Raw genomic sequence first — 26,383 nt, forward strand, 5'->3', positions numbered from 1 at the left:
ACGTAGCTTCGAGCGTGTTGTCGGGTCGGCCGAGCTGGGGGGTTTGGCGTGGGCGGGGAAAGAGCTGTGTCGCCGGCGGTGCGCGGCGCGTTCGAGGAATTGTTCGACGCCGGGTTCGCGGCGGTACGGATTCACCAAGGGGCCCTGGGCACAGGCACGTTCGGCGCCGGGCAGCTCGCCTGTACACACGGCACGGACCTCGCGTTCGCGCCGGGCGCGTACGACCCGCACAGCGTCGCGGGGCGCGAGCTGATCGGGCACGAGCTGGCCCACGTGTTGCAGCAGCGGTACGGCCGGGTCCGCCCCGGCGCCCCGGACCCGGCGCTGGAGGCGGAGGCGATCGAGGCCGGCCGGCGCGTCGCGCGCGGCCTGCCGGTGCGGGTGCCGGGCGCCGGGCGCCACGGGCGCGCGGTGACACAGTTCTACAACGTGCACGCCGCCGGTCCGGGGGCGCCGTTCGTGGTCGTCGGCGGTGGTGCGCATCACGCGCCCGTACAGCCGCAGGACTCGTTCATCGGGCAGGTCAAGGCGGGCGGTGGACAGTCGTTCATGACCGGTGCGCCGCCGACCGTGCGGCTCGCGGCGACGAATCCGGGCGGGGTATCGCTGCGGGTGTCGGGCAACAACGAGATGGCGATCGAGGATTGCGACCTCGGGGTCCGGCAACCGAAGTGCTTCTACGCGACGCAGGCCGTCGTCGACGCGAGCAACCACCGCCTGACGCTCATCAATTCGCGCTTTCGGCTGGTGGCCGATCCGCCCGGGGCGAACCAGCGGCGGATCACCGTCGCGGGCAACACGCTGCTCCGGGTGCTGCCGCAGGAGGCCGCGTCGGGCACGACCGGCCTGAACATGCCCTGCAACCAGCCGTGCAACGAGATGATCTCGCACGTGATCGGCGTACCGTTCCCTTCGGTACGGTTCGAAGCGAACCCGCATGTGCCGCACCATCACATGCTCGAATATCACATCGCCCGGGCGCTGTTGCCGGGTCCGCCGCCGCCGGTGCTCGACGACACCGACCTGGTGACGGTCGCCGACACCGCGCGCACCATCGCCGCGGCCTACGGCGCCGCCGCGCACGCGCCGACGGCGACGTTCACCGGGTATCTCCAGACGTACGGACTCAACCAGTTCGCCGCGCCCGGGGTCGGCGAGGGGTTCCTGACCGTGAGCCTGGTCGTCACCGCCCCGACGTCCCAGTTGGCCCAGGGCGCCTATCCCAGCCAGACCGACTTCTACCGTCCCATGGCCGGCGCGAATCCGGTGCTGTTGAGCAGCAGGACCTGGGGCGATCACTGGGCGGGGGTGGTCGCCTCCGACGGGTCCGACGTGGTGACCCTGGAGAACTACGCGCGCAACGCCGAGGACGCGGTGCCCAGTCCGGACGAGCGCTACTACTTCCAGATGTACCAGACCGATCCGGCCGGCGCCGGAACGACCTGGCACACCGCGTGGACGAGTACGCCGATGGTGGCGATACCGCCGCCGGTCCCCGCCGTCCCCCTGCCGCATCCGGCCCCGACCCACTGGCCGGCCACCCCCGGCGTACGCAGCTTCGCGAACCCGTTGACGATGCGGATGGGCCGCGCGCGGGATCGCTGGAACATCATCGCCGACACGCTCTACGCCGCCGTGGCCACCGCCACCATCGAGAACGACCACGGGATGATCGGGACCGCCGCCGACGCGCACGCCGAGATCCGCAACATCCTCAAGGGCCTGCGCTACGCCAACGTGCAGATCGCCGCGAACAACAAGGGCACCAAGGCCCGCAACGACGCCTGGGTGTTGGCGCTCACGAACGCGATGGCGGCACGTCGGTTCGAGGGGAACGTACAGGCGCTGCAACACACGCACGACCGGATGATCGACCTGCTGATGATGTGAACCGCTCCGCCGTCGGCGCGCCCGGTCCCCGGGGAACGGGCGCACCGGCCCGGCGGTGTCGGCTCGGCCCCCGCGTGTCTCACAAGTAGTGTTCAGGGCAGAGCAGTTGCCGCATGACCGCCCCGGGGCTGCGGCTCGGCGCAGCGTGGGGTCAGGAGCCGGCGGCTCGTTCCGCAGCGCTGCGTTCCACGCAGAATTCGTTGCCTTCGAGGTCTGCGAGGGTGACCCAGCCGGATCCGTCGGGGCGGCGGTGGTCGGCGACCAGGGTGGCGCCGAGCGCCGACACCCGCTCGACCTCCTCGTCCCGGGTGCGGTCCGTGGGTTGGAGGTCGAAGTGCATCCGGTTCTTCACCACCTTGCCCTCGGGCACGGCGATGAACAGGATCGAGACGCCCTCCGTCTCGACCAGCGCCTCGGGGTCGCCCGGCTGATCGTCGTCACTGATCCTGGTGTCCAGGACCGCTGCCCAGAAGGTCCCGAGCCGGTAGGTGTCCGCACAGTCGATGGTCACGTGATGCACTAGGGAAGCCATGGCCGACACTATGGCCGCAACCGGGCGATCCGCCAACGGATTTGGCTGTGGCGGGCCTCGAAACAGGAGCCGCCGCACCCGCACGGTCGGCGCGAGGCGGTTGCGCGGCGGACTCGAAAAGGGATCGCGGGCAGCCGGTCGACCTGTCACCGTGTGGCCCATGGACAACGAGAGTCCGACGACATCGGTCATCGTGTGCGGCGGCGGCGTGGTGGGGCTGGCCACGGCCCTGATGTTGTCGCGCGGTGGGCATACCGTCACCGTGTGCGAGCGTGACCCCTCGGCTCCGCCCGCCGATCCCGCGGACGCGTGGCTGAGCTGGGAGCGCCGCGGCGTGGCCCAGTTTCGCCAGCCGCACAACCTGCTGCCCCGGTTTCGCCAGGTGCTGGCCCAGGAACTGCCGGATGTGCTGGACCGACTCGTGGCGGCCGGGTGCCACCAGGACAGCGCGCTGTTGCCGTTGCCGCCGAGCGTCGCCGGCTACGTCCCCGATCCCGACGACGACCGCTTCCGCTTCGTCACCGGCCGGCGGCCGGTGGTCGAGGCGGTGTTCGCCGCAGCCGCCGAGGACGCGGACATCCGGATACATCGGGGCACGGCGATTGCCGGCCTGCTCGCCGGCGCGTCGCTACTGCCCGGCATCCCGCATGTGGCCGGCGTACGCACCGTCGACGGCGCCGAGTTCCGCGCGGACCTGGTGGTGGACGCCACGGGACGGCGCACCCCCTCCGCGCACTGGCTGGCCGGAATCGGCGCGGCGGGCCCGGAGACCGAGTCCGAGGACGGCGGATTCGCCTACTACACCCGCTACTTCACCGGCCCACGGCTACCGCGGCGACGCAGCGCACCGTTCACGCCGTACGGCACCTTCGCGTTGCTGACCATTCCCGGCGACAACGACACGTGGTCGATCACGGTGGTCACCGGCACCGGCGACGCCCCGCTCAAGGCGCTGCGCGACCCCGAGGCTTTCACCCGGGTGGTCGGCGCCTGCCCGCTCCAGGCGCACTGGCTGGACGGCACGCCCATCACCGATGTCGTGGCGATGGCCGGAGTCCTGGACTGCCGGCGGCGGTTCGTGTCGGCCGGACGTCCGGTGGCCACCGGCTTCGCCGCAGTGGGCGACGCGTGGGCCTGTACCAACCCCACCGCCGCCCGGGGGTTGAGCATCGGACTGCTGCACGCCCGATTGCTCCGGGACGTGGTCCGCGAACACGCCGACGATCCGGCCGGGTTCCCGCTCGCCTGGGACGAGGCCACGGAGCGGGTGGTCGCGCCGTTCTATCGGGAGCAGATCGCCGCCGACCGCGCACGCGCCGCCGAGATGGCGCCCGACCGGATCGGCGAACCGGCGCCCGGGCCGACCCCGTTCACCGCCGCCGCCTTCCGGGACGCCGAGGTCTTCCGCGGCCTGTTGGAGACCGCCACCTGCCTCGCGCTGACTCGCGACGTGCTCGCGCGACCGGTCATCCGGGCCAGGATCGCCGACGCACCACCCGCGCCGCCCGCGTCACCCTCTCCGATGGGGCCACCCGGGCCGGACCGCGAACAACTGCTGTGCCTGCTGGCCGGCTGAGGCCCACCCGCCACCACCATTCTTCATATCAATAGTCCTTCCCATCGAATAACTGAATGCATTTCGGAATATCGACAATGCATTCCGAAAACAACCGACGAACCGGTTGCACCGTTCGGGAATATCGACCTATATTGATTCCGCCAACTCGCCCGAACGGGAAGTCGACGGATTCAATGCGCACTGATCCCAATGCACGAACCGTGGTCGTCTCCGGCGTGGAATTCGGCTGGGGCAGTTCGGGAAAACTCGGCGCCGTCCTGTCGGCCGTGCGCGAGCGATCGACCGTGCCCCTGAGGTTCGTCGGTCTGGCCTCCGGCCTCGGCCGCCCGGTGTTGGCCGAACACGCCATCGACCGCTGGTACGACCTGCCGGAGACGGACGTACCCGGCGCGGTCGGCGCCATCGCCCGGTCGGAAGGGGTGGCCGCCGCGGTCGTCGTCCTGGACGGTGCGCTCGCCACGACGCTGGAGGCGGCCGGCGTTCCCACCGTGTTCGTGGACAGCCTGCCGTTCATGTGGTCCGAGGGGGATCGGGCCGCGCTCCCCCTGGACGCGACGGTCTACTGCGCGCAGAAATGCGTCGAACTTCCCCCCGAGTGCCGGGACGTGCTGGCGTCCGTCCGGAACCTGCGCTGGGTGGAAGCGGTCGTCGGCGCCCCGTCGGCCGCCGAGCCGGCCGCGCGCACCACCCGTCCGCACCGCACGGCCCTGGTCAGCCTGGGCGGCCTGCGCGCCCCTCGGCTCGGCGACTGGACGGCCTACCCGCGCATCGTCGTGCCCGCCGTCCTGGAGGCGCTCGCCGCCCACGGCGTCCACGAGGTGCACGTGGCCGGGAACCTGCCCGCCGACCTGGCCGGAGCACTCGTGGACGCGTCGATCGCACCGCCACGCGTGACCACGGGGGCGCTCGCACACGGCGAGTTCCTGGACCGGGTGGCCGGCTGCGACATCCTGTTGGCCTCCCCCGGCCTGACCACCCTGCTGGAGGCCGGTCGGCTGGGCGTGCCCACCATCTGCCTGCCGCCGCAGAATCTCAGCCAGATCTTCAACGGGCGCTTCCACAGCGACGCGATCGGCACGGAAACCCGGATCGCCTGGCCCAAGGCGGTGTTCACCGAGGACGAGGCGCTGTCGCTGCGCAATCGCGGCGAGGACCACGCCCTGGAGCTGATCTACGCCGGCATCGCCGCGGCGGCTGCGGACGCGGGCGGTCGGGCGACCACGATCGCCCTGCGCGACGGCATCCTGACCGCGTTGCGCGGCGCCGCCGAAGACACCGACTGGGGCGCGCTGACCGCGGCCGTCGGGGTCGACGGAGCCGCCCAGGTCGCCGACGCCCTGCTCGCGATCCTGCCCGGCGAACCCCGACCGGCCTGACAGCCGGCTCGACTCGTCTCCTCCCGTCTTCGAACCGGCCCGAAGGGTCCCACCGTGCGTGAGCGTCACCGATATCTCTTCATCAGAATCCTGGAAGCCTGCAACGCCGACTGCTTCATGTGCGACTTCGCGCTTTCCCGCGACACCTTTCGGTTCTCGCCTCAGGATTTCGCGGACCTGTTGCCCAAGGCCCGGGAAGCCGGCGTGGCGTATGTGCGATTCACCGGTGGCGAGCCGCTCATGCATCCGGACGTGGTGGAGCTGGTGCGCTCGGGCACGGCCGCAGGAATGAAGATGTCCATCATCACCAACGGCTCGATGTTGCCGAGAATGGCCGAGAGCCTGGCCGAGGCGGGCCTGGCCCAGGTGATCGTCAGCCTGGACGGCGCCTCGGCCGCGACCCACGACGTCTACCGCCGCTCCCCCGGCATGTTCGACAACGGCCTGCGCGGACTGCGCGCCGCCGCGGCCCTCGGTGTCCTGCCCCGAGTCAATACCGTGGTCGGTCCGCACAACTACGCCGAAATGCCGCTGCTCCAGGAGGTGTTGACCCGCGCCGGGGTCCGTCAGTGGGAGTTGTCGGCGCTGAAACTGGATCGCAGCATCACCTATCCCGACCCCGACGAGGTGCGCCGGGTGTGCGACCGCGTCTACGACGCGGATCCGGACTCGCTGCTGGTGCCCATGGGGAAGCGGTTCTACGGCGACGATCCGGAGGAACAGGGGCGCTACTTCGCGGAATCCGTCACCCCCCGCGCGTCACTGCCGCAGTGCCACGTCACCGACGACGTCATCTACATCGACGGCAAGTACGGGCGGATGTACGCGTGTAGCTGCATCCCGCATCGCGAGGGCGACGAGGGCCCGGGCGGCGCCCCGCTGCGCGAGTCGGGCGTGATCGGTCTGGACACCCCGGCCTTCCGCGAGCACGCCGATTTCTATCGCGACCGCGGGCCGCTGGTGTGCAACGGCTGTTCCACCACGGCGGCCGGCTACAGCGACGACGTCGCCCGGCTGGGATCGGTGACCCCGTGGCAGTACTGACTCCGCGGGAGGGGCCCGAGACCCGACGGCCGGACCGCGACGGCGCCGAGCGCGAGTCCGGGCCCGGCGAGTCGGCGCGCCGGATCCTGCTGGTCTCCCGCGACGAGCAACTGGACTCGCTGCTCGCCCGGCGACGCGTCGCCGCCCATCTGCGCGACCTGCGACCCGTGCCGGGCACCTCCGACGAGGCGCCGCCGGACGTGGCGCTGGTCTGCGACGACGAGGCCGCCACCGCGCGGCTGTCGGCCTCGGGCGTACCGGTCGTGCACCTGTACTCGGGCCACCCGGGCACGACGGACACACTCGGGACGGCCGGCGCGACCGACCGGGCCCTGTACCGCGTGCACCGCCCGGGCTGGCTGCCCGATCCCGACCCCACCCGCGCCCCGACCGGCCTTCGGCCCACCGGCGTGCTCGCGCCGGTCCGGTCGGCCCGCAGCCGACAACGCGCCGGCACCCTGCTGCTGCTGTCCCTGTGGGACGTGCCGGCGGCCGAGGCGGACACGTTCGTCGACACGACGCTGCCCGGGCTGGTGCACGAGGCGCTGCGCCGCACGGGCCGCTGCGAGGTGGTCTGCGACCTGCGGCTCACCCCGATCCGCGCCGCGTTGGCGGGCCTGGCCGACCGCCCTGAGGTACGGGTGAGCCGGGCCGTGGACGTGGATGTGGACGCGCTGCATGCCGGGGCCCGGCTGTTCCTGGCCGCGCCGACCCTGGGCGCGTCGGCCCTGGCCCAGGCGCGGCGCGCCCCACTGGTGTTCCTGCCGCCGCTGGGCGGCGCCCAGCGCGATCTGGCCGCGCGGATGCGCCGGCTGATGCCGGTTCCGTGCGCCGACGACCCCCGGGACCCCGGCGTATGGGCGCCGCCCGACGAGGGCGTCACCACGTTGTGGGACGCGCTCGCCCCCGACCTGGACGATCTGCGCGGCGCCCAGCGCGTGGCGCGTACGCTCCGCCAACTCTCGCTCGCCCCACTGTGAGCATTCCACCGTAGACCCCCGCACGACGCCGGCATCCCCACCGCGTGCCCCGACCGAACGCCTCGCGTCGCCGAAGGCCCGTCACCCCTGGAGCCCGCCATGTCCGCCACGCCCCTCGAAACCACGACCGCCGGCACCCCCGCGGCCGAACCCACGATCGTGCGACCCCGCGTCCCCGACACGGACTGGAACGACTGGCGCTGGCACATGCGTCGACGCATCACCAACGTCGACAAGGCCCGCCGGTGGATCAACCTCAGCCCGGACGAGGAGCAGGCGATCGCCGGGGTCGCGGGCCGCTACCGCTGGAGCGTCACGCCGTACTACGCCTCACTGATGGATCCCGACGACCCGATGTGTCCGGTCCGGCAACAAGCCGTGCCCGCCTCGGGGGAGTTGGTCGAGTTCTCCGGCGCGGAGGTGGACCCGGTCGGCGACACGTACTACCGCAAGACCAACCGGGTCGTGCACAAGTACCCCGACCGGGTCATCATGTTGATCACCGAGGCGTGTCCGGTCTACTGCCGGCACTGCACCCGCAAGTTCCACACCACCGACGTCAACGGCACCTACTTCCGCGACGACGAGGGTGAGTCGTTCGACGAGGATCTGCGCTACATCGCGGAACACCCGGAGATCCGGGACGTGTTGCTGACCGGCGGGGATCCGCTCTCCTACCAGGACGGCAAGCTGGAGGAGATCATCTCGGGGCTGCGGGCGATCCCGAGCGTGGAGATCATCCGGATCGGCAGCCGGTTCCCGGTGTTGTTGCCGCAGCGGATCACCGACGACCTGTGTGCGATGCTCGCGCGCCACCATCCGGTGTGGGTGAACACCCATTTCAACCACCCGAAGGAAATCACCCCGGAGGCGACCGCGGCGGTGGACCGCATGTTGCGGCACGGCATCCCGGTGGGCAACCAGACCGTGCTGCTGCGCGGCATCAACGACGACGTCGCCACCATGCGCACGCTGATGACCGAACTGCTGCGCATCCGGGTGCGGCCGTACTACCTCTACCACTGCGACAACGTCACCGGTGTCTCGCACTTCATGACGTCGGTGGCCAAGGGCTGGGAAATCATGGAGGGACTCCAGGGCCACATCACCGGCTTCGGGGTGCCGCAGTACGTGCTGACCACCAGGATCGGCAAGATCCCGATCGCGCAGCCGTACTTCAAGGTCACCCCGGAGGGGCTGCACCTGCGCAACTACCGGGGCGAGGAGATGCTCGTCGACAACGCGGCGTGCCCGATCACGGAGGCGGACGCACGATGACCCTGGACAAGCGTCTCGGCCAACGTTTCCTGCCCTACGGCGCGAACTACCTCGACTGGTCCGACATGACGGAACTGCGCGAGGTGATCGACCATCGGGTGTTGTTCCGCTACCAGACCGAAACCGAGAGCATGGCCTCGCGGTTGGAACGTGAGACATCCGAACGCCTGGGCGCCGCCCATACGTTGGCCGTGCACAACTGCACCGAGGCGCTGCGGCTGGCGCTGATCGCCACCCGTCCCTCGATCGGCGACCCGGTGTACATCCCGGCGGTCACCTTCGTCGCGGTGGCCGGCGCCGTGTTGTCCTGCGGCCTGATCCCGGTGTTGGTCGACACCGACGACTCGTTGTCGCTGGATCCCACGCTGTTGCCGGCGAACGCCGAACGGGTGATCGTGGCGCACATGGAGGGCACGGTGGCGCCGCTGCCCGAGGGCGTGCCGTACGTCGTCGAGGACTGCGCCCAGTCGCTCGGCGCCCGCTTCCCGGACGGCCGTGCGGTGGGCACGGTGGGCTACGCGGGGACGTTCAGCTTCCATCACAACAAGGTGCTCACCTCGGGCGAGGGCGGGCTGGTGGTGACCAACGACGAGCAGGCGTGGGCGACGATGCGCTGCTATCACGACCACGGCTCCGCGCGGGTGCCCGGGCGCTATCCCACCTGGAACCAGGACGCCTATTACGGCGAGAACTTCGTCACCAGCGAACAGGTCGCCGCCGTCCAGTGCCAGCAGTTCCGCCACCTCGACGAGCTCCTCGACGGGCTGGAGCGCATGTACGCCATCGCCATGCGCGACCTGCCCGACCGCGCGGATCTGGAGGTACGCCCGCGCGCGGCGGGCGACGCGAAGGTCAGTCTGCGATTCCGCTGCCGGGACCGGGCGTTGCGCGACGCCGCCGTGGCCGCGCTGAGCGCCGAGGGCATCGCCAACTGGACGCTGAACAAGTACCTGTTGCCCGAGCATCCGGTGCTCACCGGCCGGCGCTCGCTCTACGCCGACGGCTTCCCGTGGAACCACGCGCCCGACGGGCCGCTCGCGCTCAGCCACGACGGATTCGCCCGCACCCGCGACCGGTTGGACCGCACCCTGTGCGTACCGCTGTCCCCGGAGTTGCCCGAGGCCGAACAGGTGGGCGCGGTCAAGGCCATCCGGCGCGTCCTGGAGGCGGTGTGAGCACGCGTCCGGTGTTGCTGATGGTGGACGACCGGGCCTCGTCGTTCACCCGCCACGCGGCCCGGGCGTTGCCGCAGGAGTTGGTGCTGCTGCGCTTCGCCGAGTTGCGGGGCGACCTGAGCGAGGACTACCTGCGCGAGACCGCGCACCTGCCGGCGTTCTGGGTGCGCGAAGGGGTGCCGTTGGCGCAGGAGGCCCGGCGCTACCGGGATTGGGCCGGCGAACTCCCGGTGGCGCCCACCCGGTTCTGCAATCCGTCCGAACCGCGCCAGCACCTCGCGCAGCGCTTCGCCGCCCTGGTCGGGCTGCCGCACCTGAGCGAACGCCAGGTGACCTGGGTCCGCGACAAGGCCGCGATGAAGGAGCGGTTTCGCGAGCTGGGCCTGCGAACCGCCGCGTTCGCCCGGGTGCGGTCGGCCGCGGAGGTGGCGCGGTTCGCCGAGCGGTACGGCCGGCCGCTGGTCCTCAAGCCGGTGGACTCGTTCGCCTGCGTGGACACCTTCCTGCTCCCGGGGCCCGAGGCCGCCGCCGAAATCGACTTCGCGGCACGGGACTTCATGGTCGAGCAGTATCTCGGCGGCACCGAGTGGGAGGTGTGCGCGCTCATCCACGACGGCGAGGTGCTGGCCGCCTGGCCCAGCGCGATGCCCTGCCGCCCGCTGGACATCGTCGACGGCGCGATGAACGCCAACATCAGCGTCGGCACCGACGAGGGCCCGCCGGTGGACCTGCGCGCGATGCTTCAGCGCATCGTCACCGGGATGGGCATCGACCACGGCTACGCGCACATGGAGTTCTTCGTGGTCGACGGGGAGGTGTTCGCGGGCGAGATCGGGGTCCGGTTGGCGGGTTGCGAGATCCCCGCCAATCACGGGCACGCCTACGGATTCGACGTCTTCGGCGCCACGCTGGACGTCTACCTGGGCCGCCGGCCTCGGCTGGAGTACCGCGAACGCCGCTGCGCGGGCGATCTGCTGCTGCCCCTGCCCGGCTCGGGCATCGTGCGCCGGGTCACGGGGGCGGACGAACTCCTCTGCCTTCCGGGCGTGATCGAGGCCGTCCTGCGCGTCGGGGTCGGCGACCCGGTGGCGGCCCGGCGCGCCTCGCACAACGCCTCGGGTCACGTCCATGTCGTGGGCGACTCGATCGCGCGGGTCGAGCAGCGCATGCGGGCGGTGCTGGACGCCTTCACGATCGAGGTGGTCCCGGCCCGCGAGGCCGAGGCGATCGCGACGAACCCGGCGGACGAGGCCGATGCCGTCGCGGCGTCCCCGGACCGTGAACCCGATCCGGTGGCCCGATGACCGCGAGCCCGCGCCGAGACACCGAACCCGCCGCCGCGGAAACTCCGCCGGCGCCCCCCGCGACCGGCGGCGTCCTCGGCCGCTTCCGCACCCTGCTCACCCGCCCCCGGGTGGCCGCGGCGGCCTGGTGGAGCGTCGTCGCCCGGCTGCCCGTCTACCTGATGTCGCTGGCCATGGTGCTGACCATCCGCGAACAGGGCGGCAGCTACCCGCAGGCCGGCCTGATCGCCGCGCTGTACACGCTCGGCATGGCGCTGGGCAGCCCGTTGATCGCCCGACGGCTCGACCGCAGCGGACGCCGAGCCGTGTTGATCGTCACCGGTGTGGCCTACCCGGCGACGCTCGCGGCGCTGGTGTGGGCCACCCGCCCGGGTTCCTGGGCGCAGCCCGTGCTGGCCGTCGCCTCGGGGGTCGCGCTGCCGCCCACGAACGCGTGCATGCGCTCGTTGTGGGCGCGCATGCCGCTGTCGGACGACGAGCGTGAGAGCGCCTACCTCTGGGAGGCGCTGCTCACCGAGGTCCTGGTGATCGGCGCACCGCTGATGCTCGCGGTCCTGATGTCGTCCGGCTCCGCCGGGGTCGCGCTGACCACGGTCGCCGTGATCGGCGGCGCGGGCGCCGTGGGCCTGGCCTGGGTGCGGCTCCCGGCGAGCACCGAGGCGGCGTCGACCGGCCCGGAGCCGGCCGAGGCCGACGGCCGAGGCATACCGCGCCATCCGCTGCGCGATCCCTCGATGCTGGTGCTGCTGGGCGTGATGACCGCGTGCGCGGTCCCGATCGGGCTGATGACGCTCGCCATCCCGGCCTTCGTGTCCGCGCACGGATCGCCCGACGGCACCGGCGTGGTCTACGCGTGCTGGGGCGTCGGCAGCGCGGTGGGCGCCCTGTGGCTGGGGCGTGCCCCGTCGCGCGTCGCGACGCATGTGCGTTTTCCCCGGCTGGTCCTGGCCTTCGCGGCGGGCACCGGCCTGACCGTGTTGAGCACTTCCCCGCCGACCCTGGCGATCGCGCTGGCCGTCGGCAGCCTGCCGATCGCCATGGTGTCCGCGGGCGAGATGACCCTGGTCGGCGCGCTCGCCGATCGGCGGCTGCTGGCCCGGGCGTTCACCTGGGCCTCGCTGGCGACCGTGCTGGGCGACGCGGTCGGCCAGCAGGTCGGCGGCCTGCTGATCGACCCGATCGGCGCCCGCGGCGTGTTCACCGTCGCGTTCGGCGTGGCGCTGGCGGGAGCCGGACTGGCCTTCTCCGGCCGCCGGTTGCTGGCGCCCGCTGCCGCCGGCCCCGCGCGGTGCGCCACCTGATCGCCGCCGGCGGTGCGCGCCGCCCGTCGCCCCCCACTCCCCTTCCGGTTCCCGCTTGCGCCGGTCGGCCCACAGAACACGAGGTCTCCCGTCATGAACGCCCCCGTCGTCGCCGAAGAAGCACCCGACCGCCCGGATCGCCGGCCGGCCACCGCGCTGTTCGGCGCGGTCGGTGTCGACCGACTGCCGCGGGCCGTGGCCGAGTTCCTCGCCGCGCCCGAGCACACCCCGGTACCCGTGCCGTGCGTGGGACGTCCGGACCTGGCGCACGCCGTCGAGCTGGCCGCCGGTCTGTACGCCGGTGTCGAAGTCCCGCAGCCGCTGGACGTCGGCGTGCTGCTCGGGCCGTTGGACCTGCCCGACGGGGTGTCGGCGCTGGCCCGCCCGCTCGCCCGCACCTGGGTGGCCGAGCAGGAGTTGGCGGACGCCGCCGGGTTCCGCCGCCGCCACCCCGGGACGCTGCTGATCGTGGGCTGCTACGACCGGCTCAACCTGGACCCGGTACGGGCGTTGCTGCTGACCACCTACCGCGACCGCGAGCCCGGACTGACCCTGCTGAGCGGGCGCGACGCGGCCTCGGTGGCCTGGAACGTGGCCAAGCAGTACGCCCGGCCGGCGGCCGGCGTCGACGCGATCGGACTGTTCACCGACACCGACCGGCCGCCGCACCCGGACGGCGTCCGGGTCTTCGACGACCGCGACTTCGAACACGTCGACATCCAGGCCGAGATCCTCGCCACTCGATGGCGCCGGGTGGCGTTCCAGGGCCACGGCAAGGACGACAGCGTCAACCTCGGCGAGTTCACCATCTGCGGCCTGAACCCCAGCGCCCCGGCCCGCACGGGAGCACTCGGCCCCCGCTGCGCGTACGGACTGCCGTGCTACAAGCCCGAGGACAAGCTGGTCCCGCTCAACCGCGTGGAAGCCGTCGAGGTGGTGCTCAGCGCCTGCAACAGCGGCCCGCTCGCCGATCTCGCGCTGTACGACCCCAGGTACCAACTGTTGCTCAACGCGCTCGACGGTCCGGCCCGCACCGTCGTCTCCGCCGTCTCGGTGCACGATTCCGATCGGCCGGAGAACGTCGCGTGGATGCATGGGGCGTTGTCCGGCGCGGACTCGGTGGACATCCTCAACGCCAGTCTCGCCGGTTCGCATCCCTACCCCGCGTTCATGCGCTTCGGCCTCCCGCAGGGTGACGCGCCCGCCGCGCCGCCGCCCGCCGAGCACCGCCCCGACCCGCTCGTGCTCACCGTGGGCCGGCGGCTGACCACCCTGCTCACCTCGGAACTGCTGCCGCACAACCACGCGTTGCGCCCCAGGCTGGTCAAGCTCGCGCGCAAGGTGGATCTGTGGGTGTCCCGGCCGACCCATCTCGCCGACCAGTCGCCCGAGCAGATCCGTACCTCGCTCACGGCGGACCTGCAATCCCTGGACCACGTGATCGCCGAACAGGTCGCGGCGAACCCCGAGAACGAGCTGATGAGTTACCCCGCGCACTTCGGGGACCGCAGTTCGCTGGACCCGCAGGTGCGCGAGGTGACCTGCCATTGCGGGCGCCCCGCCCAGGAGTTCACCCGGCGAGGGTTGCTGCCGCACGTCTCGGACACGATCTGCGCGGTGTGCATGCGCTGCGGCGACGTCACCTTCCGCGTGCCGCAGGGCCCTTCGCTGCTGGCCCACGCCCAAGACGAGGTCGAGCAGGGCGCCGTGCTGGAGGTGCGCGCGATGCTCACCGCGGCCCGCCCGGGTCCGGTCCGGCTGGGGCTGTTCGTGCCCACCTACCTGCGTGAGGACACGACGGTGGAGCCGGGCATCGTCAAGATCCGGGCCGGGCACGAGCGGGCCCGGGAGGTCGCCTTCCGGGTGCGCTTCGCCGCCGAAACCGCGCCGCAGGCTTACTACTTCACCGTTTTCGCGGTCCAGGACCTGGCCGTCTCCACGGCTCGACGCCACTTCGGCGTCGTGCCGCGCCGCGGCTGAGCCGAACCCGGCAGCGCCACACCGCATTCCACCGACCGCACACCACCGAATTCCGCCGCGACAAAGGACGAATGCCATGGAAACCCGGTCCAAGCCCGAGATCGAACTCGTCGAGACCGACGGCGAGGTGACATTGAGCATCGGCGGCGAGCAGGCCATGCAGGCGTGGGAACGCGATCTGATGTGGGCGAGCGCCGACATGTTGTGCGAGTACGGCCGGGACTTCTACGAAGTCGGCCTGGGCCTGGGGCTGTCCGCGCTGCGGATCGCGGGCAACCCGGCCACCCGCAGCCACACCGTGCTCGAACTCTTCGACGAGGTCGAGGACCTCTTCCGGAGCAAGCACCCGACGCTGCCCGACAATCTCGCCATCGAACGCGGCGACTTCTTCCAGCGGGTCTTCGAACTGCCCTCGGAGAGCCTGGACGGCATGTTCTTCGACCCGGCCCTGGACATGGAGGTCTGGACGGACGAGGCGCTGTGGGCCAGGACGATGCCGGAGGTCGTCCGGGCGCTGCGCCCCGGCGGGGTGTTCATCCCCTTCTTCAGCACCAAGCCGGAACTGCGTTGGCAGTACCTGCCGCACTTCCGGAGCATCCGGGTCGAGTCCCACCCGTACCAGGCGTACGACACCACCGAGTACACGTACGGCACGAGCGGCCAAGCCTACATCCAGTGTTTCCGCAAGACCTGACCATGCCATCCCCACGGCCCATTCCGGAGGTAGCCGTATGACCATCGCCCCCTCTACCGATTACCTGTGCGGCCTCGACGTGGGTTCGCTGTTCCTGGCCGGGCCCTTCATCCAACTCCTGGACCCGGCCACCGGCGAGATGCCGGACCACGCGCGAGCCCCGTTCGACATCCTGATCAAGCACTTCGAGGCACACGGTCTGTCCGTGCACAACGCGCACCGCCGCGAGGCGTGGGGCGCGGAGTTGATGCGGCCGGACCAGTGCACCCGGCTGGATCAGGACGAGATTCGCAAGGCCGACGTCTTCGTCGCGCTCCCGGGTTTCCCCGCCTCGCCGGGTACCCACATCGAGGTGGGCTGGGCCAGCGCCTTCGACAAGCCCATCGTGCTGATGCTGGAGCGGGGGCGGGAGTACACGTTCCTGGTGCAGGGGCTGCACACCGTGGCCACGGTGGAGTACGTGGAATACACGGACGTCGCGGAGGCCCTGCCCGAGTTGGACCTGGCCCTGCACCGGGCGGTGTCCCGCCACCGCGAGACGGCTCGCACGGCCTGACCCGCGCCGCCGGCAGGTGGCCGGGCCGCGCTCGGCCACCTGCGCTCGAACATCGCCCCCGGGGAGCGCGAGTCGCCGACCCGAACAGGGCTTTTGCCGCCGCCGATCCGATGGGGGAACCGATGAGGATCGGCACGGCCGTGTTCGCCGCCGTCGCCACGCTGCTCGCGGCGATCGGCGCGAGCTCCGCGTCGACGCGCGCGGCGTCGCCGGGCACCGTCCGCCTCGAACGGCCGCTCGTGGCGCACCCGGAGGCGGTACGGACCCCGGCCACGCCGTCGTACACGGTCGAGTTGACCGCCGACGCCCGGGGACGCGTGTGGACCGGCCACGAGCGGGTGGGCTTCTCCAACGCCTCGGCCGATCCACTCCCCGAGGTGTACCTGCGGTTGTGGGACAACGCGCACGGCACGTGTGCGGCACCGCCGATCACCGTCTCCGAGGTCACCGGCGGCGTCCCGGTCGCCCTCACGGTCGACTGCACCGCCCTGCGCATCGTCCTGCCCGTGCCGCTCGGTCCCGGCGAACGCGGCACGATCGGCTTCGGTCTGCGTATCGAAGTCCCGGACGGGATCGACCGGTTCGGCCACGACGACGAGCACGCCATACTCGGCAACGCGCTGCCGGTGCTGGCGATCGCGGACGCGGCGGGCCCGCATCTGGACCCGTATACCGACCACGGCGAGTCGTTCTATGCACTGGCCGCGGACTTCGACGTCACGCTGGAGCACCCCGCCAACCTGCGGGTACCGGCCACCGGCACCTCGGTCGACTCCCCGGGTTCGCCCGGCCGCGTCGTCACCACCGCGACGGCGCGCAGGGTCCGGGACTTCGCGTGGGCCGCCGGGGCGTTCACGCAGATCTCCGGTGCCTCAGCCACCGGGGTCGACGTCAACGTCTACGCGGACGGCGGCGTCACCGCGTCGAACGCCCGGGCCATGCTGGACGTCGCCCGCTCGGCCGTCGACACCCACGCCCGGCGCTACGGCGCCTACCCGTACTCGGAGTTGGACGTCGTCCTGGACGACGACCTGTGGTTCAGCGGCATGGAGTACCCGGGATTCGTCCTGGACCGCGTGCAATCCACCGCACTCGTGCACGAACTCGCCCACCAGTGGTGGTACGGGATCGTGGGCAACGACGAGTACACCGACCCCTGGCTCGACGAATCCTTCGCCGAGTACGCCACCGATCTCGCGCTCGGCCGGACCGGCGAAGACTGCGGGCGGGACGTCGCGTGGTCCGCGCCGACGGAGCGACTCACCAACTCGATGCGGTACTGGGACGCCCACCCGTCCCGGTACGAGGCGGTCGTCTACGACTACGGCAAGTGCGTGCTGCACGAGCTTCGGCGACTGATCGGCGACGCCCCGATGGACCGGCTGCTGCGCGGATACGCCGCCGACCACTGGTACGGGATCTCCACCACGGCCGAGTTCAAGCGAGCGGCCCAGGCGGCCACCGCGCACGACCTGACGCCGTTCTGGGCCCGACACCGTGTCGACGGCTGACCCAGGACGTCGCTGCGATCCGGTCGCCCCGCGCCGCCGGCAATACCTGGACGCCAAAACCGAACTCGACTAGGTTTCTTGCGCGGCGTCCGGCGGCAGGCTCGTCCGGACGACCTCCGCGAGCGATGCGCCATGCGCCATGCACATAAAACCTGTTCCATTCCATCTGGCTCGGTTGGGGGCTGGACATGCGTTGTACAGGTACGTCAGGCGGGAAGCCGAAAGCCCGGGTGCCGCACAGGCTCGCCGCCTTGATGATCGTCGCGGCACTCGCCGCGACCGGATGCAGCCGCGCCGACCCCGAGCCCGCGGCCGCACGCCCCGACGCCGGCACGCCTCGGGCGGGAACGGCCGCGCCGGTGCCGCCCGGCGACACCGCCGCACCGTCCCCGCCGCCGACTTCGGTCCCCCCTGCGGTGCCGACGGCGGCGCCCGGCACCAAGGCGCCCGAGCACGACGCGTTCTTCGACCCGCCCGTCCCGCTCCCGCCGGGAAAGCCCGGCGAGGTGATCCGCCGACGGCCGTTCGACGTCCCCGGCGCGGGCACCAAGGGCGCGGCCGAGGAAGTGCTGGTCATGTACACGACCACCGGCACCGACGGCAGACCCGTCGCCGCGACCGGCACCGTCGCCCTGCCCAAGGGCCCGGCTCCCGCCGGGGGTTGGCCCATCGTCGCCTGGGATCACGGCACCGTGGGCATCGGCACCATGTGCGCACCCTCGCGCGGCTTCCTCGCCGGCATCGGCGGCTTCGACATCCAGGCCGAACTGATCCGACGCGGCTTCGCCGTGGTGCAACCCGACTACATCGGCATGGGCGTCACCGGCGTCAAACATCCCTATCTGCAAGGAAAACCCGCCGCCTACGCGACGCTCGACCTGGTCCGCGCCGCCCGCACGATCAACCCCGACCTCGGGCAGACCTGGTTCGTCGGCGGCCACTCCCAAGGCGCCCACGCCGCCTTGTGGACCGCCGACCACCAGCCGCGATACGCCCCCGAACTCCCGCTGGGGGGCGTCCTCGCGTTCGCGCCGGGCACCGGCTTCCAATTCATGCCCGGACTCGTCGAGCAACGCGACGCGACTGCGGCCCCGTACATCGGCATCTTCCTGATGCTCCTCGACGGAGCCGCAGCCGCCGACCCCTCGGTCAAACCCGACCAACTGCTCACGCCCGCCGCCCTCGCCGTCGCCGACGCGGCCTGGACCGACTGCCTGAGCACCGTGATCGGCGGCGACTTGCCCGACCCCGCCGACGTCCTCAAACCGAACGCGGACCTCGGCCCGCTCACCGCCTCGCTCGAAGCCAACGCCACCGACCAGGTCACCCCCGCCGCCCCGGTGTTCCTCGCCCAGGGCAGCGCCGACCCCCTGGCCCCGCTCAACCTGCCGATGGCCCAGGCCCTGTGCGCCAAGGGCGCAAGCATCGACTACCGCACCTACCCCGACCAGGACCACGGCCTGAACGACTTCCAGCCCTCCGGCACCGACGCCCTCACCTGGCTCCAGTCCCGCCTGGACGGCAAACCACCCACGCACACCTGCGCCTTCTGACCCGACGCGGGCAACCCGGCCCCGGCCGGCTCCACTTCCCGCACCCGCGCTTCCGCCGCTCGTTGCGCGCGAGCGTCGGGCGGGCGATCATGGCGATCATGGAGCGGCCGAGGCGGATGATCGAGTGTGGGGACTTCGTTCTGCGGAGTTGGCGGGCGCAGCGGGACTTCGCGGCGGCGTTCACGTTGATCGAGGAGTCCCTGGAGCACCTGCGGCCGTGGGAGCCGTGGGTCGCGGCGCACAGTGCGCAGCACACCCGGGAAATGCTCGCGAGGTTCGAGGCGAAGTGGGCGAGCGGGGAGATGTACAACTACGCCATCGTCGAGGACGGCGTCCCCGCCGGCATGTGCCAGAGCTACCGCGAGCCCGAATCCCGGGGCCGGCGCCTGGGCTACTGGTTGCACCCCGCGGCGACCGGCCGGGGCACCGCCACGAAGGCGACGGCCGCCCTGGTCGCCGAGATGTTCACCCTGCCGGACGTGGCGTACCTGGAGATCACCCACGACCTGGCCAACACCTCCAGCGCCGCCATCCCGCGCCGGTTGGGCTTCACCGAGATCCGACGTGATCCGGGGACACCGCCCACGGCTCCCGCCGGCAGCGGAATCGAGGTGGTCTGGCGGCTGGACCGCCCCACCCCGGACACCGACGACACTCGCCGCCCCTGAATCGAACGAGACGACCTCCGGACCGGGTCCGTCCGCGTGCGGTGCGCACACGAGCGTGCCCGCCCCCGGTGCGGCGGGGGGCGGGCACGGTATCGGGACGGACTCGCGGGGGCAGACTCCCGTCGGGTCCTTCACGTACGACGACTCGGCTGCCGGGGCCGCCGGCGTGGGGCCGCCCTCGCTGAGGCCGAACCGGGCGTGGAACCTGCGCAGCGGGGCCGGCGCGTACCAGGCCGAGCGGCCGAGCAGGCGCATCGCGGCGGGAACCAGGATGCCGCGTACGGCGATTGCGTCGATGAGGATGGCCAACCCGCTGCCCAGGCCGAACAACTGCATGAAGCTCAGCTCGGCCGTCCCGAAGGCGAAGAAGCTCACCGCGAGCAGGCAGGCCGCCGCGCTGACGATGCGGCCGGTGTGCCCGAGGCCGTCGGCCACGGCGGACTCGGTGTCCAGGCCCTGGTCGTGCAGTTCCTTGATCCGGCTGGTGACGAACACCTCGTAGTCCATCGAGAGTCCGAAGGCGATGCAGAACATCAGCATCGTCATCGAGGTGTCCATCGGCTGTGGCGTGAAGCCGAGCACCGAGGCGAGGTGCCCGTCCTGGAAGATCCAGGTCATCACGCCGAGCGTGGCGCCCAGGCTGATCATGTTCAGGACCAGTGCGCGCAGCGGTTGCACGATGCTGCCGGTGAACAGGAACAGGAGGAGGAAGGTGGTGAGGGCGATCAGCGCCGCGGCGAGCGGGATCCGGCCGATGATGGAGTGCTTGGCGTCGACCAGTTCGGCCCCGCTGCCGCCCACCAGGGGGTGCGTGCCGACCGGCGGGGTGACCGCGCGGATCTTTTTCGCCAGGCTCTGGCCCTCGTCCGACTTCGGCGCCAACGCGCTGATCACGTTGATGCGTTGCGCGTCGGGCCCGCCGAGTGCGGTGTTGCCCGGTCCCGGTGCGGCGGCGCGTCCCTGGACGTAGGTTCCGGTGGCCGCCTCGACGCGGATGATGTCCTTGTGCCGCGAGAGTTCGGCCGCGTACGCGTCCAGCGGGCCCCGGTCCACGGCCTTGTCGATGACGATGTGCAGGGCCGCGGCGTCGTCGCCGTCGAAGTTCTTGCGCAGTTCCCCGGTGACCTGGCGGCTCTGCGCGTCCTCGGGCAGTACCCGCTCGTCCGGCGTGCCCAGGTTGATGCCCAGCAGCGGGCTCGCCGCCAACAGCAGCACCCCGAGCACGGGCAGCGCGGTGAGCGCGGGCCGCCGCATGACGGTGCGCGCCAGCCGCCCCCACAGCGGCGCCCGGGAGGCGACGCGCTCCTTCTTCGCCCACGGCATCCGCCCGTTGTTGACCCGATGCCCCAGCACCACGAACAGGGCCGGCATCACGAACAGGGTGCTGATCGCCGCGATGGCGACGACCCCGACCCCGGCGTAGCCGAACGAGCGAAGGAAGTACTGCGGGAACACCAGGAGTGCGCCGAGTGCCGCCGCCACCGTCGCCGCGGAGAACGCGACGGTGCGGCCCGCGGTGTTCACCGTCTGCCGGACGGCGTCGTCCACGCTCGCCCCTGTCGCGAGTTGCTCGCGGAACCGGCTCACCATCAGCAGCGCGTAGTCGATGCCCAGCCCCAGGCCCAGCGCGGTGGTGAGGTTGGTCGCGAAGATCGAGACGTCGGTGACGCTGCCCAGGAAGTAGAGCTCGGCGAACGTGCCCGCGATGGCGATGATCCCGATGGCCAACGGCAACAGGGCCGCGACGACGCTGCCGAAGACGATCAGCAGCAGTATCAGGGTCAGCGGCACCGCGATCGCCTCGGCCAGGAGCAGGTCCTTGCCCGACTGGGTGCCCATGTCGCTGCTCACGGCGGCGCCGCCGCCGGCCTGGATGGTGAGTGCGTCCTTGTACGACCCGGTGTAGGCGTCGATGATGCTCTTGGCGTTCTTTTCCCGTGTGGTGTCGTCACCCTTGACGTGGGCGAGGACCATCGCCTGGCGGCCGTCCTCGGAGCGCAGCGTGGGGCTGTCCGTGTCCCAGTACGAGATCACGTTGTCCAGGTTCCGCTCCTTTCTGAGGTCGGCCGCCAGGGCCTGGCCGCCCTGTTTGGCGGCCGGGTCGTCGATGCCGCCCTTGGGGGCGCGAGCCAGCAGGATCAGGTTCGTCTCCCCGCCGAACCTCTTCTCGATGACCTCCCGGGCCTGGGTGGACTGCGAGGCCGGGTCGTCGTAGCCGCCACCCATCAACTTGCCGAACGCGCCGGCGCCGGCGGCACCCATGAGGGCCAGAGCAACGACGGCGACGATCAGTACGAGCCGGGATCGGCGAATCGCCAGTTCCGCTATGCGCTCAAACACGCGCTTTCTCCTTTTTGTCCTTGCGATGACGCGACATGAAGCAGCCGGGAGCGGCATCGAGTGCCGGGATACGTGGCGAGGCGACCGAGAATTTAGCCGCCTTGCCGTTCGTTATAAGTTGTAACGCTCGCGAACAGCTAACGTCAAGTACTTGCGTGATAACTTCTAACCAGAACTTGAGTATGTAGCTGTCGCCGCCCGAAAAAGCGGGTTTCGGTGAATTTGCACCGGAGCTACGGCGGAGTTGTGCCAGGGCTATGGCAAGAGGGGGGTACCGCGTGAAAGGGCCCCGCAGCCTCGCCGACACCCGCCGCACGGCCCGTGCCCGACTACCACGCTCCGGAGGACGTCACGGAAATCGTGGCCGGGATGACGGCGACCCTGTTCCACGCCTGCCCCGGGCCATCCGGGACGGCCCCACCTCGCAGGCGCCGTCGGCCGCCCGGTCCTCGCCGAACGCCGCCCCGCCGGGCCCGGAGGCGGTACGAACGGGCCCGCCGGGGCGGGGATTCCCTATGCGGACGGGTCGTCCGGCCGGCGAATGCGCACGACGCCCCGGCCCAGGTCGACGTCCGGGCGCTTGGGCGCGCCGTCTTGATCCTCGTCGCGCAGCACGAGTTCGACCCGGCGCTGCTCCAGTTCGAGCCGCTTGCCCGGGGAGAACAGCGCGTGCAGATCCTCGGTGCCGGTGGCCCGCATCCCCCGGGTGGCCTGGGGGCCGTCCGTGCGGCCACGCTTGCGGCCGACCCACCAGTAGACCCGCATCCCGACCGCGAACACGAACGGCGCCAGGAGCAGGGCCGTCACGAGAGGGAAAACCAGTTTCCACATGGCCCGTCAACGTCGGCCGCGCCCGGCGGGTTCCCCTCCGACGACGCCATCACCCGATCCACACCGGCCGGTTCGCGAAAGTCGCGGCTGCCGCCGGCTGCTTCACTGGCCGGCGACGACGATGCAGCCCTGCAGTTCCTCGACCGCCTCGGGGGCACCCTCGATCGTCACACCGCTCGCTTCACCGGGACTCGTGCGATTCCACACCCAGCGCAACAACGCGCTCGGCGGTCCGCTGATGGTCACGTCGGTCGCGTCATCGCCGGACTCGGCGCCGACCGTGGCGTCCTCGACCGCGAACAGGCCCGGTCCGGTGCGCACCCGCCACGCGGCACCGTCGGTGCGCAGCAGGTAGCGGCGGCCCGGCGAGTCGATCAGGAGGTCGGTGAAGTGGTCGGCCCACTCGCCGACGCCGTAGGCCACGAAAATCTTGAGCAGTTCGTCCACGCCGTCGACGGCGAGATCGTCCGGGATCGGCACGACCGTTTGCCCGGCGCCCAGTTCGGCGTCGATGCGGTGCACGACGGTCTCCTGCGCCATGCGCCGAATCCAGAAGCCGACGGTCTGGTCCGGGCCGTACCAGGTGCCGGCCGGATCCTGCGGGCTGCGCGCGGCGAACTCGGCGCACAGCGCGGCGTACGAGCGCTCCAGCAGGGCGAGCGGCTCCTCGTCGGCGAGGCCCTTCGGCGGCCAGGGGTCGGGCTCGGCGGCCTGGCGCATGGACAGGGTCTTGTGCAGGTAGACCCCGCCGACGTGTCGGGTCAGGTCGGCGACGGTCCAGCCGGGACAGGTGGGCACCGCCCCGGCGGGGGCGAGCGCCGCGAGGGCGCGCAGGCGGGCGTAGTCGGCCGCGAGGCAGTCGAGGTATCGGGAGTACTCCATGACGGGCAGCTCAGCACACGACCCGGCCCGAGGCAACGCGATTGCGCCCCTGGGGACATCCGCGCCGTCACCGCCGCCCGCCCGGTCGGCGGGTGGCCGCGGAGGGCGGCACCGTGCCACAGAATTCGGCGAGGAGCAGGTACCCGGCCGCGTCGGTGTCGCCCGCCCAGTCGGTGTTGAAGTCGACCACCAGGGTGTGCCCGCCGTCCCGGGTGCTGTAGGCCATGCTCTGCGAGCCCGGCAGGAAACCGGTGTGCCCCCAGACCTGCGTACCGCAGGGCAGGGTGGCGCGGAAGATGCCCAGCCCGTCGTCCTGGCCGTCGCCGAAGTCGGGCGAGGGCACCGTGGTCGTCATCTCGGCGAGCTGCGCCTCGGGCAGCAGTCGGCCGCGCATCAGGGCGTCGAGGAAACGGTCCAAGTCGGCGGTGCCGGAGACGAGTTCGCCGGCCGCCCAGCCCCAGGACGGGTCGAACTCGGTGATGTCGTGGACCGTTCGACTCGGGTCGTCGGGGAACTTCGTGTACATCCGCCCGCTCGGCGCGGGAAGTCGGGGGTAGTGGCCGGGCAGGAGCGTGGAACGCAACCCCAGCGGCGCGAAGATCCGCCGCTCGGCCTCCGCCGCGTAGGGGTGGCCGGTCACCCGTTCGACGATCATCGCGGCGAGCACGTACTCGGTGGTGGTGTAGTTCCACCCGGTACCCGGCGCGAACCTCGGTTCGTGCCTCATCGCGATCGCGACGAGTCGTTCGGGTGTCCAGGTGTCGTAGCGATGGGCCAGGAAGTCCTTGCCCAGCAGGTGCAGGTCGGGGTCCTCCGTGTAGTCCGCGAGGCCGCTGGTGTGGTTGAGCAGTTGGCGCAGGCTGATCCCCCGGCCGTCGTTGCCGTTTCCCCGAACCACCCCCGGCAGCCACTTCTCCACACTGTCCGCGAGGCGCACCCTCCCCTCCGCCTCCAACTGAAGCAACACCGTGGCGATGAACGGCTTGGCGATGCTCCCGGCCCGAAACCGATCGACCGGCCTCGGCGCCCGCCCCGTCCCGAGGTCGGCAACCCCGGCCGTCCCGCTCCACACCCCACGCGCGTCCCGAGCCCGCACCACCACCCCCGGCACCCCCGCCCGCACCGCGAAGTCCATGGCCGCCCGGGTCTGTTCATGCCCCCCACCCGACACATCGGCCGCCCCGACCCCCGTCGCCGAGGCCCCTGCCAGGGCCACCGCCACCACCACCCCCACAGCCGCCGACGCCCTCCGCCCAGCCCGCATCCCGAATCCCTCCTTCACACCCCCGCGCCCGCCACATACCGCTTTCCGTCATCATGACGCACCTCCGGGTGATCGAGGAGGTGGACGCCCACGCTCACCCGGCCATCCCCAGGCTCGAAACATCCGCCGTCACACGCGCGGTCCCAGGAACAGGCCGCCGCTGGCGTCGATGACGTGGCCGGTGATCCAGCGGGCGGCGTCCGAGGCGAGGAACGCGACGACATCGGCGACGTCTTCGGGGGCGCCCAGCCGGTCGAGGGCCGTTGTGGCGGTGATCAGGTCGGTCAGACCCGGCGCTTCGAAGAAGGAGCCGTTGGTCGCCGTTCGGGTGGCGCCCGGCGCCACGGCGTTCACCGTGATCCCGCGCGATCCGAGTTGATTGGCCAGCGTCCTGCTCATCGTCTCGACCGCGGCCTTCGTCATCGCGAAGGACGTCTGGCTCGGGCTTGCCATCCGCGTGGCCACCGACGAGATCGAGACGATCCGGCCACCGTCACGGAATAACGGCAGGGCCCGCTCGATGGTGAAGTACACCGCTCGCACGTTCACCGCGAACAGATGGTCGAACTCCGCTCGTGTGGTGACCCCGAGCGGACCGGCGGGCGCGGCCGCCGCGTTGTTGACGAGGATGTCGAGCGCCCGCCCGGCCAGACCGGCCTCCACCCCGGCGAACAGCGTCTCGACGTCGTCGTCCACGCCCAGCCTCGCCCCGACGGCGAACGCGCTGCCGCCCGCGCGTTCGATCTCCTCGACCGTCGCCTTCGCACCGGCCTCGTCCGTACCGAAGTGCACGATGACCACCGCCCCGTTCGCCGCCAACCGGGCCGCGATCGCCTGCCCGATGCCGCGCGATGCCCCGGTCACCAGGGCCGTCTTGCCGGTCAAATCACACATACGGACCACCATTTCATGTTAGTTACTACCAATCTGGTAGCTGCTCTCACTCCGGTAGGGTCTACCACATGCCTGATCAGCCCTCAAAGTTGCGAACGCGACGGCGCACCGAGACCCGGCGCACCATCCAGGAGCACGCGGTGCGGCTCTTCACCGAACGCGGCTACGACGCCACCACCGTGGCCGAAGTCGCCGAGACCGCGGGCATGTCACCGATGACCGTGTATCGGCACTTCCCCACGAAGGAAGACCTCGTGCTCGTCGACGAGTACGGTGCGCTGGTCGCCGAGCGCATCCTCGCCCAGCCCGCCACCCAGCCCCTGGTGCGCCGCATCGGCAACGCGCTCGTCGACTCGGCCACCGCGTTGACCGGCCGCGAACACGGCGAAGGCCCGTCGGTGGGCGAGGAGTTCCTGCTGGCCCGGCTGCGGCTGATGATCACGACGCAGGCGTTGCGGGCCAGGCATCTGGACAACCACTACGTCCTGCAACAGGCCATCGTGGACGCCCTCGGCGACGACACCACCGACCCGGACACGGTGTTCCGCGCCCAAGTGGCGGCCAGTGCCTGCCTGGCCGCGATGCACACGGCACTGGTGCGCTGGGTCGAGGACGACGGACGCACCGAACTGCCCACCGTGATAGCCAAGGCCCTCGCCGCCTTCGGCGCGGACACCGTCGGCGTCGAAGGCGGCGACCCGCTCACCTGAGGAAAGGATCTTTCGGGCACGCGTCCGAAGGAACGACCCGG

The 26,383-nt window shown here is 71.4% G+C and carries 21 protein-coding genes and 1 pseudogene; 16 read left to right on the plus strand and 6 right to left on the minus strand.

The window, feature by feature from the left end; all coding sequences use genetic code 11:
* The first annotated feature begins 66 nt into the window (after positions 1-66).
* Positions 67-1,890: a DUF4157 domain-containing protein gene (locus ACFXMF_RS24130; protein ID WP_360314209.1), complete on the plus strand. Its 1,824-nt coding sequence runs from the start codon at positions 67-69 to the stop codon at positions 1,888-1,890.
* 151 nt (positions 1,891-2,041) lie between these two features.
* Here ACFXMF_RS24130 and ACFXMF_RS24135 read toward each other — a convergent pair whose 3' ends face one another.
* Positions 2,042-2,422: a VOC family protein gene (locus tag ACFXMF_RS24135; protein ID WP_360314211.1), complete on the minus strand. Its 381-nt coding sequence runs from the start codon at positions 2,420-2,422 to the stop codon at positions 2,042-2,044.
* 160 nt (positions 2,423-2,582) lie between these two features.
* Here ACFXMF_RS24135 and ACFXMF_RS24140 point away from each other — a divergent pair, with 160 nt between their 5' ends.
* From ACFXMF_RS24140 to ACFXMF_RS24205, 14 genes are all read left to right on the plus strand, one after another.
* Complete coding sequence (locus ACFXMF_RS24140; RefSeq protein WP_379987877.1) at positions 2,583-3,998, plus strand: NAD(P)/FAD-dependent oxidoreductase; 1,416 nt, start codon at positions 2,583-2,585, stop codon at positions 3,996-3,998.
* A gap of 176 nt (positions 3,999-4,174) precedes the next feature.
* Positions 4,175-5,377, plus strand: a complete 1,203-nt coding sequence (locus ACFXMF_RS24145) for a hydroxymethylcytosylglucuronate/cytosylglucuronate synthase (protein ID WP_360314215.1) — start codon at positions 4,175-4,177, stop codon at positions 5,375-5,377.
* A gap of 54 nt (positions 5,378-5,431) precedes the next feature.
* The gene (gene blsE / locus ACFXMF_RS24150; protein WP_360314217.1) at positions 5,432-6,421 is read left to right on the plus strand and encodes a cytosylglucuronate decarboxylase; all 990 of its coding nucleotides are present in this window, start codon (positions 5,432-5,434) and stop codon (positions 6,419-6,421) included.
* A complete protein-coding gene (gene blsF, locus ACFXMF_RS24155) occupies positions 6,409-7,401 on the plus strand; it encodes a CGA synthase-related protein (protein WP_379987878.1) in 993 nt (330 codons plus the stop codon). The genes blsE and blsF overlap by 13 nt, the downstream gene beginning before the upstream one ends.
* A gap of 99 nt (positions 7,402-7,500) precedes the next feature.
* Positions 7,501-8,679 (plus strand): arginine 2,3-aminomutase, encoded by a 1,179-nt coding sequence (gene blsG, locus ACFXMF_RS24160; protein ID WP_360314221.1) that lies wholly within the window; start codon positions 7,501-7,503, stop codon positions 8,677-8,679.
* Positions 8,676-9,854 carry a DegT/DnrJ/EryC1/StrS family aminotransferase gene (locus ACFXMF_RS24165; protein WP_379987879.1) on the plus strand — a complete coding sequence of 393 codons (1,179 nt, stop codon included), beginning with the start codon at positions 8,676-8,678 and terminating at the stop codon, positions 9,852-9,854. Before blsG ends, ACFXMF_RS24165 begins: the two co-directional genes overlap by 4 nt.
* On the plus strand, positions 9,851-11,158 hold the full coding sequence (locus ACFXMF_RS24170; RefSeq protein ID WP_379987880.1) for an ATP-dependent carboxylate-amine ligase: 1,308 nt from the start codon (positions 9,851-9,853) through the stop codon (positions 11,156-11,158). The genes ACFXMF_RS24165 and ACFXMF_RS24170 overlap by 4 nt, the downstream gene beginning before the upstream one ends.
* Entirely contained in the window at positions 11,155-12,459 is a 1,305-nt protein-coding gene (locus ACFXMF_RS24175) for an MFS transporter (protein WP_379987881.1), read from the plus strand. The genes ACFXMF_RS24170 and ACFXMF_RS24175 overlap by 4 nt, the downstream gene beginning before the upstream one ends.
* A 93-nt stretch (positions 12,460-12,552) precedes the next feature.
* Positions 12,553-14,439 carry a hypothetical protein gene (locus tag ACFXMF_RS24180; protein WP_379987882.1) on the plus strand — a complete coding sequence of 629 codons (1,887 nt, stop codon included), beginning with the start codon at positions 12,553-12,555 and terminating at the stop codon, positions 14,437-14,439.
* Positions 14,440-14,515: 76 nt separating this feature from the next.
* Positions 14,516-15,133 (plus strand): class I SAM-dependent methyltransferase, encoded by a 618-nt coding sequence (locus ACFXMF_RS24185; RefSeq protein ID WP_360314231.1) that lies wholly within the window; start codon positions 14,516-14,518, stop codon positions 15,131-15,133.
* Between the two features lie 37 nt (positions 15,134-15,170).
* Positions 15,171-15,689: a nucleoside 2-deoxyribosyltransferase gene (locus ACFXMF_RS24190; protein ID WP_360314233.1), complete on the plus strand. Its 519-nt coding sequence runs from the start codon at positions 15,171-15,173 to the stop codon at positions 15,687-15,689.
* A gap of 122 nt (positions 15,690-15,811) precedes the next feature.
* The gene (locus tag ACFXMF_RS24195; RefSeq protein ID WP_360314235.1) at positions 15,812-17,200 is read left to right on the plus strand and encodes a M1 family metallopeptidase; all 1,389 of its coding nucleotides are present in this window, start codon (positions 15,812-15,814) and stop codon (positions 17,198-17,200) included.
* Between the two features lie 230 nt (positions 17,201-17,430).
* Positions 17,431-18,753 (plus strand): lipase family protein, encoded by a 1,323-nt coding sequence (locus ACFXMF_RS24200; RefSeq protein WP_380020772.1) that lies wholly within the window; start codon positions 17,431-17,433, stop codon positions 18,751-18,753.
* Positions 18,754-18,869: 116 nt separating this feature from the next.
* The gene (locus ACFXMF_RS24205) at positions 18,870-19,421 is read left to right on the plus strand and encodes a GNAT family N-acetyltransferase (RefSeq protein WP_380020775.1); all 552 of its coding nucleotides are present in this window, start codon (positions 18,870-18,872) and stop codon (positions 19,419-19,421) included.
* Positions 19,422-19,535: 114 nt separating this feature from the next.
* Here ACFXMF_RS24205 and ACFXMF_RS24210 read toward each other — a convergent pair.
* From ACFXMF_RS24210 to ACFXMF_RS24230, 5 genes and pseudogenes are all read right to left on the minus strand, one after another.
* Positions 19,536-21,761, minus strand: a pseudogene (locus tag ACFXMF_RS24210) (MMPL family transporter); the annotation flags it as partial.
* A 513-nt stretch (positions 21,762-22,274) separates the two neighbouring features.
* Positions 22,275-22,568 carry a DUF6191 domain-containing protein gene (locus ACFXMF_RS24215; RefSeq protein WP_379987884.1) on the minus strand — a complete coding sequence of 98 codons (294 nt, stop codon included), beginning with the start codon at positions 22,566-22,568 and terminating at the stop codon, positions 22,275-22,277.
* Between the two features lie 126 nt (positions 22,569-22,694).
* Positions 22,695-23,474: a maleylpyruvate isomerase family mycothiol-dependent enzyme gene (locus ACFXMF_RS24220; RefSeq protein WP_360314243.1), complete on the minus strand. Its 780-nt coding sequence runs from the start codon at positions 23,472-23,474 to the stop codon at positions 22,695-22,697.
* 67 nt (positions 23,475-23,541) lie between these two features.
* Positions 23,542-24,609, minus strand: a complete 1,068-nt coding sequence (locus ACFXMF_RS24225; RefSeq protein ID WP_360314245.1) for a serine hydrolase domain-containing protein — start codon at positions 24,607-24,609, stop codon at positions 23,542-23,544.
* Between the two features lie 258 nt (positions 24,610-24,867).
* Positions 24,868-25,632 carry an SDR family oxidoreductase gene (locus ACFXMF_RS24230; RefSeq protein ID WP_360314247.1) on the minus strand — a complete coding sequence of 255 codons (765 nt, stop codon included), beginning with the start codon at positions 25,630-25,632 and terminating at the stop codon, positions 24,868-24,870.
* Positions 25,633-25,700: 68 nt separating this feature from the next.
* Here ACFXMF_RS24230 and ACFXMF_RS24235 point away from each other — a divergent pair, with 68 nt between their 5' ends.
* The gene (locus tag ACFXMF_RS24235; RefSeq protein ID WP_379987885.1) at positions 25,701-26,342 is read left to right on the plus strand and encodes a TetR/AcrR family transcriptional regulator; all 642 of its coding nucleotides are present in this window, start codon (positions 25,701-25,703) and stop codon (positions 26,340-26,342) included.
* Positions 26,343-26,383: the final 41 nt, after the last annotated feature.

It is taken from the genome of Embleya sp. NPDC059213 (genome assembly GCF_042754445.1).
In the GTDB taxonomy this organism is placed as follows: domain Bacteria; phylum Actinomycetota; class Actinomycetes; order Streptomycetales; family Streptomycetaceae; genus Embleya.